Raw genomic sequence first — 7211 nt, 5'->3', positions numbered from 1 at the left:
TTGTCGGCGGACTCACGGTATTTGCTGGGCTAGTTGCCAGTAGAGAAGATTGGACCCTTGAAGAACTACAACAACGTTTAACCACCTTAGGCACTATCGATATGCGGGTCGATTTTTTACGTCCAGGCCGTGGTGAAATCTTCACAGGCACTGGCACCGTTATCCGCTCTGGTAATCGTGTATCCGTTTGCCGGATGGAGTTACATAATGAGCAAGGAGTTCATATCGCATTTGGTACTGGCACTTATATGGTGGGCTAAGTTCCATTAGCGCAATATAAAGCTGACACTGGAGCGATAAAAGAAATCGCTTAATCACTTGTGTCATGCAGGGGGGCGACCTACAATCGCCCTCTCTTTTAGATCTTCCCACTGTTGACTCACTATGCCTGATTTAGAATACCGTAAAGGGGTGCTTCTCGCCATTTGCGCCTACACCATCTGGGGTGTTGCCCCGCTTTATTTCAAATTATTACATCATGTGCCTGCCACCGAAATATTAATGCACCGTGTCATTTGGTCATTCATATTCATGGTTATTTTGATGCAATTTATTGGTGGGTTTAGTCGTTTACGTCTTATTTTAAAACAGCCTAAGCAACTACTAATATTACTGATCACTTCTGTATTAATTGCCGCTAACTGGTTACTTTTTATCTGGGCTGTTAACAACGACCACATGCTCGATGCTAGCCTAGGCTATTTTATCAATCCGCTGTTTAACGTGTTACTGGGAATGGTATTTCTGGGTGAGCGCTTGCGAAAATTACAATGGGTTGCGGTGGCGTTGGCCAGCATAGGAGTACTAGTACAGTTGGTCTCTTTTGGCTCTATTCCGCTAGTATCATTAGCGCTGGCCGCCAGCTTTGGTTTTTATGGTTTACTGCGAAAAAAAGTCAATATTGATGCAAAATCAGGTTTATTAGTCGAAACAGCAATCTTGTTACCTATCGCTCTGGGTTACCTATTCATCACCTTAGACAGTTCGACAACGAGCATGCTGACCAACACTCTCGACCTCAATTTACTGTTAGTCGCTGCCGGTGTTGTCACAACAATCCCGTTACTGTGTTTTGCAGGTTCTGCGGTCAGAATTCCCTTTTCAATTTTAGGTTTTTTCCAATACATTGGCCCTAGCATCATGTTCATCTTAGCGGTAAAACTGTTTAATGAGCCGTTTGATATCGAAAAAGGCATTACCTTTGGATTTATTTGGGGCGCGTTAGTTATCTTTGTTGGCGACATGACATTGCAACGCCAACGACGTAACGCCTTAGCCAAAGCGTCAGCATAATGAACTCTACAATGGGAAGATGAAGTCACTCAAAGCACTGATGCTTCACCCACAAAAAAGCCGGATGATTTTATACTCATCCGGCTTTTTTTATGTATTAACTGTCTTGTTACTTCTACAAATCTAACGCAAGAATTTTTGAACGACGCTGATAGTTATACAGCTGTTTTTTCTTATTCGGCAGCTCTTCAACATCAACAATATTAAACCCATGCTCTAAAAACCAATGGATACTACGTGTCGTTAACGCAAATAGACGTGAATAACCCCGCACGCGAGCTTGGCCGATAATGTTATTAAGCAAAATGCTGCCACGATCTGCATCGCGATAATCCGGATGAACCACTAAACACGCAAACTCACCCGCATTGTCTTCTTCAAACGGATACAAAGCTGCACAACCAATCACTAAGTTGTCGCGCTCAACCAGCATAAACTGTTCAATTTCCATCTCCAATTGCTCGCGTGAGCGACGCACCAAAATGCCTTGTTCTTCCAATGGGCGAATAAGGTTTAAAATACCGCCTATATCGCTAATGGTTGCTCTACGTAAACGTTCGGCGCTTTGGGTAACAATTTGGGTACCAATCCCTTCGCGTGAGAATAACTCTTGCAGCAATGCACCGTCTTCTAAATAACTGACTAAGTGACAACGAGGTACACCTCGTCGGCACGCTTCAATACTGGCTTTTAAGAAAGCAACAGTCCCAACTGAAGTATGGTCGTCAACAGCCATTGTCTTAAGCATTTCTTCGATGTCGTCCGGCATCAACTCGGCAATGACTTCACCATTTTTACCGATAAGGCCGTTAGTATCGCTAAAACCAATAATCTTATCGGCCTTTAGCTTTATCGCTACTTGGGTCGCAACTTCTTCAGCTGTCAGGTTAAAGCTTTCACCTGTAACAGAAGCGGCAATGGGCCCCATTAATACAATACCGTTATTATCTAATTGACGACGTAAGCCTTGCGCATCAATACGGCGCACCTTGCCACTTAAACAAAAATCGACACCGTCATCTACACCTAATGGTTGTGCAATAACAAAATTACCACTCACCAAGTTTATTTGCGCGTTTTGCATCGGCGTATTGCCTAAGCTCATCGACAACCTAGCAGTAATATCAAATTGAGTAGCACCGGCAACCTGCTTGATAATTTTCAGGGTTTCATCATCGGTAATACGAATACCATTGTGATATGCCGGTTCAATTCCAGCCGCTTTTAGACCAGCATCAATCTGTGGTCTTGCTCCATAAACTAACACCACCTCAATCCCAAGTGAGTGCAACAAAGCCACATCATTTAAAATACCGCGGAATTGTGGGTGCGCTAATGCTTCTCCACCCAACATAACGACAAAAGTTTTACCTCTATGAGCATTAACATAGGGCGCAGAATGACGAAATCCATCAACTAATTCAGTGGTTCTCACGGGCAAATTCACCTCGGTATAAGTTTGATGTTCATTAATGACGATGACAATAAATGCCACATAACAGTTTGCTGTATCAAAAAAGAATGGTATTGCATTTTAATTCACTTTTAAAGCATTTTATTTCACTTTAAGTAAAACACAGTGTCTCAATATTTTATGAAAAAAGCATTACAGCCAAAAAGTTAGCTTGTTTTAGCTGTTAATAATACTTTACGCATTTAATTATGATATTTGCATCACATCTGTTTAGCAAAATTTCAACATAATTGCGCTATAACAATGTAGGGACCTCAATAAAATATCATCACACTAGCGATGTACTTCATGACGTAAACAGCTACTGCATAACCTAAATTGAGCAATTAAATACACGTCATAACTCATCCGTTAATCGTTCGATTCAGTATAGACTATTTTCAAACAGGCATAAAAAAAGCCCCAATGAAGGGGCTTTTTTAAGAATCAAAAATCAATTACTTGATTTTAGCTTCTTTGTACATAACGTGCTGACGAATGACTGGATCAAATTTCTTGATTTCCATTTTTTCAGGCATGTTACGCTTGTTCTTTTCAGTAGTGTAGAAGTGACCAGTTTTAGCACTAGATACTAATTTGATCTTCTCACGATTACCTTTAGATTTAGCCATTTTCTATTATACCTTCTCGCCACGGGCACGAAGTTCTTTAACAATCACTTCAATACCTTTCTTGTCGATAATACGGATACCTTTAGTAGATACACGTAATTGCACGAAACGCTTTTCTTCTTCTAACCAAAAACGGTGGTTTTGTAGGTTAGGTAAAAAACGACGACGAGTCGAATTTTTTGCGTGCGAACGGTTGTTACCAACCATTGGCTTCTTGCCAGTTACTTGGCATACTCTTGACATGTCAATCTTCTCCAAAACAAATTTTTAACGCTCGAGCATTAATGTGCCTCGTATGGCCGTCGCCCGAGGCACAAAGAGGGCGCATTTTATACACGATTGACCATAGAAGATCAAGCAGTGTTTATACAATCCACCCACGCTCGGCAAAGGAGACTATCTCCTGATCACCTACAACCATATGATCTAACAAAGAAACATCGATGGTTGCCAATGCATTTTTTATTCGCTCAGTTATTCGCCGATCAGCCTGACTTGGCTCTGCAATGCCAGACGGGTGATTGTGACACACAATTACCGCTGCCGCTTTTTTCTCCAAAACAAGGCTTACAACCTCGCGAGGATAAACAGAAGCAGAATCGATAGTGCCACGAAATAATTCTACAAATTGAATGACTCTATGTTGGGTATCCAACAATAGTAAGGCGAACACTTCATAGGATCGGTCTGCCAATTGTCTCATTAAATAGTCTCGAGTTAAATCAGGATTTGTCAAAATTTGCCCTCTTTGTAGATTTTCATGGGCAATTCGCTTAGAAATTTCCGCAGCAGCCTGTAATTGAGCGTATTTTACCGGCCCAACACCGGCTAATTTACATACTTGGCTTTTAGAGGCACTCAGTAAACTGCGCAAACCACCAAACTGATTAATCATGTTTCGGGCTAAATCCACTGCATTTTGCCCTGCCAGACCATTACGTAATATCACCGCGAGCAATTCTGCATCCGAAAGATGTCCTGCACCTTTGAGCAATAACTTTTCTCGCGGCCCTTCTCCTTGTGGCCAATCTTTAATTCCCATGAATGTCCCTTATATTCAATGTGGCGATGTCATTAAACGCATTAAGTCGACTCTTAATAATAAGAACAACACCGAATCAGCAAGCACAGCACCAATGACAAATTGTTGTCTTTTTCAAAAATAGAGTTCGAATTGCTTATACCAATCTCATGAAATATCTGATCAGTTCAGAGTCTCTCAGGTTTTTTAATTCAAGGCGCATTGATGTAGAAATGGTTGTTCCCTTTTAAATCGATGCAACACAGAAGTGGAATACCTGAGAGACTCCTTTCTGGCGGGTTTCAAAGTACTTTATGCTTCGTTAGATGTTTTCAAAATAGAATCACTATTCGCTTCAATCATCTGCCTTGCCTACAGCACTTTGAACTCCCGCTGAAAGATCGCATATTTAATAGGATTGGTATTACACAGTATGGTCGATATTTTTGAGATTGGATCTGCGCAAATTGTCATAGGTTTGTGATATTGTTAGCCGCAATTAGGTTTGAGTCGGATAATGTGCATCATGCTGACAAATAAAAAAGTATTACTCGGAATTGGTGGCGGTATTGCCGCATATAAAAGTGCGGACTTAATCCGTCGATTAAAAGAGCGTGGCGCAGACGTGCGTGTCATCATGACTCAGAGCGCAATGGAGTTTATCACTCCATTAACCATACAAGCGCTTTCAGGCCATCCTGTAGCCTCTGATTTGCTCGATCCCGCAGCAGAGGCTGCTATGGGTCATATCGAACTTGCTCGTTGGGCTGATGTTGTATTGCTTGCACCTGCTACGGCAAATTTAATTGCACGTATTAATGCCGGCATGGCAGATGACTTATTAACAACAACCTGTTTAGCGACCAGTGCTCCCGTCATTGTCTGCCCTGCAATGAACCAGCAAATGTACCAAAATATCGCTACCCAAGAAAACATGGCTAATTTAGCCCGTAAAGGTTTTACCATTTGGCAACCCGCCTCAGGTAATCAAGCATGCGGTGAAGTCGGCCCTGGCAGAATGCAAGAACCCGTCGTTATGGCAGAACAACTGATACAATTTTTTGGCCCTAAAATATTACAAGGCCATCAGCTGCTCATTACTGCAGGGCCAACGCGTGAAGCAATTGACCCCGTTCGCTATATATCTAATCACAGCTCAGGAAAAATGGGTTTCTCTTTAGCCCAAGCAGCCGCAGAAATGGGCGCAACCGTCACATTAATCTCAGGTCCGGTTAATCTAGCCACACCAGCAGGTGTCACACGTATTGATGTGAGCTCAGCACAACAAATGCTTGATGCAGTGATGGGACAGGTTGAACAACATAATATTTTTATTGGCTGCGCCGCAGTAGCCGATTATCGAATAGCTGATGTCGCGGATCAAAAAATCAAAAAATCGGCTGAACAAATGCAACTTGCGCTAGTGCGGAATCCTGATATCTTAGCCACGGTAGCTCAGCACGCGACTCGTCCATTCACAGTAGGTTTTGCAGCAGAAACCAACGATGTAGAGCAATACGCCCGAGGCAAACTGCAACGCAAAAAGCTTGATATGATTGCCGCCAATGATGTCTCTATTCAAGGCTTAGGCTTTAATGCCGATAGCAATGCACTACAGGTATTTTGGCAAGACGGCAGCCAACAACTGCCCGCCACAGACAAACTGACACTGGCGCGCCAATTACTTACATTGATAGAACAACAATTAAAAAAATCATGAAAACACCCATTGAACTAAAAATTATCGACTCACGCATCGGCAATGAATTTCCTTTGCCAGCTTATGCGACACCCGGTAGCGCAGGCATGGATTTACGTGCAATGATCGACACCGCGATGGTCATTGAGCCAAGTCAAACCGTATTAATTCCAACAGGTATCGCCATTCATGTGGCAGACCCAAGCCTTGCAGCGGTGATTTTACCGCGCTCAGGCATGGGTCATAAACATGGCATTGTTTTGGGTAATTTAGTGGGCTTAATTGACTCCGATTACCAAGGACAGTTAATGGTGTCATGTTGGAACAGAAGTGATAAACCATTCACACTCGAAATAGGCGATCGATTAGCACAATTGATGTTTGTACCCGTTATACAGGCAACATTTGCCGTAGTGGATGAGTTTAATAGCTCAGATCGTGGAGAAGGCGGCTTTGGTCATTCAGGCACCAAATAACCTTTTCAAGTAGTCACTGAGCCAAGGAACAGATAATGGCTGAAAGCCCTAAAATAAATCGTCGTGAGCATATTTTACAATGCTTGGCGCAAATGCTCGAAACCAGCCCAGGTCAACGTATAACAACAGCAAAGCTCGCCGCCGAAGTTGGCGTGTCAGAAGCCGCACTGTATAGGCACTTCCCCAGTAAAGCGCGGATGTTTGAAGGCTTAATCGAATTTATTGAAGATGCGATTTTATCACGCTTAAACATCATCATGGACGAAGAAAAAGACACCATGACCCGCTGCCAGTTGGTACTACACCTGCTATTAGTATTTTCTGAACGTAATCCAGGTATTTCAAGGGTACTTAATGGTGATGCTCTGCTAGGTGAAAATGAACGTCTACGCAGTAGGATCGACGTGCTATTTGCCAAAATAGAAACACACATCAAACAAATTCTACGTGAAAAAACTTTGCGTGAAGGAGTAGGCTTTAATATCGATGAAGCCATTCTCGCCAACTTGCTGTTAGCCTTTGCAGAAGGACGTATTTCACAGTTTGTCCGCAGTGAGTTTAAACAAAAGCCAACACAACACTTTGATGAACAGTGGACGTTTATTCAACAGCAATTGCTAAGAAGTTAATATCGCAT

Annotated in this window: 9 protein-coding genes; 5 read left to right on the top strand and 4 right to left on the bottom strand. The window is 42.5% G+C overall.

Annotated elements, in window-relative coordinates; translation table 11 throughout:
* A partial coding sequence (locus CXF78_RS06105; protein ID WP_145991381.1) for a thioesterase family protein occupies positions 1 to 260 on the top strand: 260 nt, incomplete at its 5' end.
* 124 nt (positions 261 to 384) lie between these two features.
* On the top strand, positions 385 to 1293 hold the full coding sequence (gene rarD / locus CXF78_RS06100; RefSeq protein ID WP_102036268.1) for an EamA family transporter RarD: 909 nt from the start codon (positions 385 to 387) through the stop codon (positions 1291 to 1293).
* A gap of 115 nt (positions 1294 to 1408) precedes the next feature.
* On the opposite strand, the gene argA is transcribed toward rarD, so the two are convergent.
* From argA to radC, 4 genes are all read right to left on the bottom strand, one after another.
* Positions 1409 to 2728 carry an amino-acid N-acetyltransferase gene (gene argA, locus CXF78_RS06095; RefSeq protein WP_011639235.1) on the bottom strand — a complete coding sequence of 440 codons (1320 nt, stop codon included), beginning with the start codon at positions 2726 to 2728 and terminating at the stop codon, positions 1409 to 1411.
* Positions 2729 to 3204: 476 nt separating this feature from the next.
* Positions 3205 to 3378: a 50S ribosomal protein L33 gene (gene rpmG / locus CXF78_RS06090; RefSeq protein WP_011494790.1), complete on the bottom strand. Its 174-nt coding sequence runs from the start codon at positions 3376 to 3378 to the stop codon at positions 3205 to 3207.
* A 6-nt stretch (positions 3379 to 3384) separates the two neighbouring features.
* A complete protein-coding gene (gene rpmB, locus CXF78_RS06085) occupies positions 3385 to 3621 on the bottom strand; it encodes a 50S ribosomal protein L28 (RefSeq protein ID WP_011639236.1) in 237 nt (78 codons plus the stop codon).
* Positions 3622 to 3742: 121 nt separating this feature from the next.
* Complete coding sequence (gene radC, locus CXF78_RS06080; protein WP_059746834.1) at positions 3743 to 4420, bottom strand: RadC family protein; 678 nt, start codon at positions 4418 to 4420, stop codon at positions 3743 to 3745.
* Between the two features lie 496 nt (positions 4421 to 4916).
* On the opposite strand from radC, the gene coaBC reads away from it, so the two are divergent.
* From coaBC to slmA, 3 genes are read left to right on the top strand one after another with little or no spacing between them, the layout of a single operon-like run.
* Positions 4917 to 6119 (top strand): bifunctional phosphopantothenoylcysteine decarboxylase/phosphopantothenate--cysteine ligase CoaBC, encoded by a 1203-nt coding sequence (gene coaBC, locus CXF78_RS06075; RefSeq protein ID WP_180957061.1) that lies wholly within the window; start codon positions 4917 to 4919, stop codon positions 6117 to 6119.
* A complete protein-coding gene (dut, locus tag CXF78_RS06070; protein WP_011639239.1) occupies positions 6116 to 6574 on the top strand; it encodes a dUTP diphosphatase in 459 nt (152 codons plus the stop codon). Before coaBC ends, dut begins: the two co-directional genes overlap by 4 nt.
* Positions 6575 to 6609: 35 nt before the next feature.
* A complete protein-coding gene (gene slmA, locus CXF78_RS06065; protein ID WP_011639240.1) occupies positions 6610 to 7203 on the top strand; it encodes a nucleoid occlusion factor SlmA in 594 nt (197 codons plus the stop codon).
* Positions 7204 to 7211 lie beyond the last annotated feature (8 nt).

Source organism: Shewanella sp. 11B5 (genome assembly GCF_002836795.1).
Taxonomy (GTDB): domain Bacteria; phylum Pseudomonadota; class Gammaproteobacteria; order Enterobacterales; family Shewanellaceae; genus Shewanella; species Shewanella frigidimarina.
The sequence above is the reverse complement of the archived record's forward strand: the minus strand, read 5'-3'. Positions and strand labels throughout refer to the sequence as shown.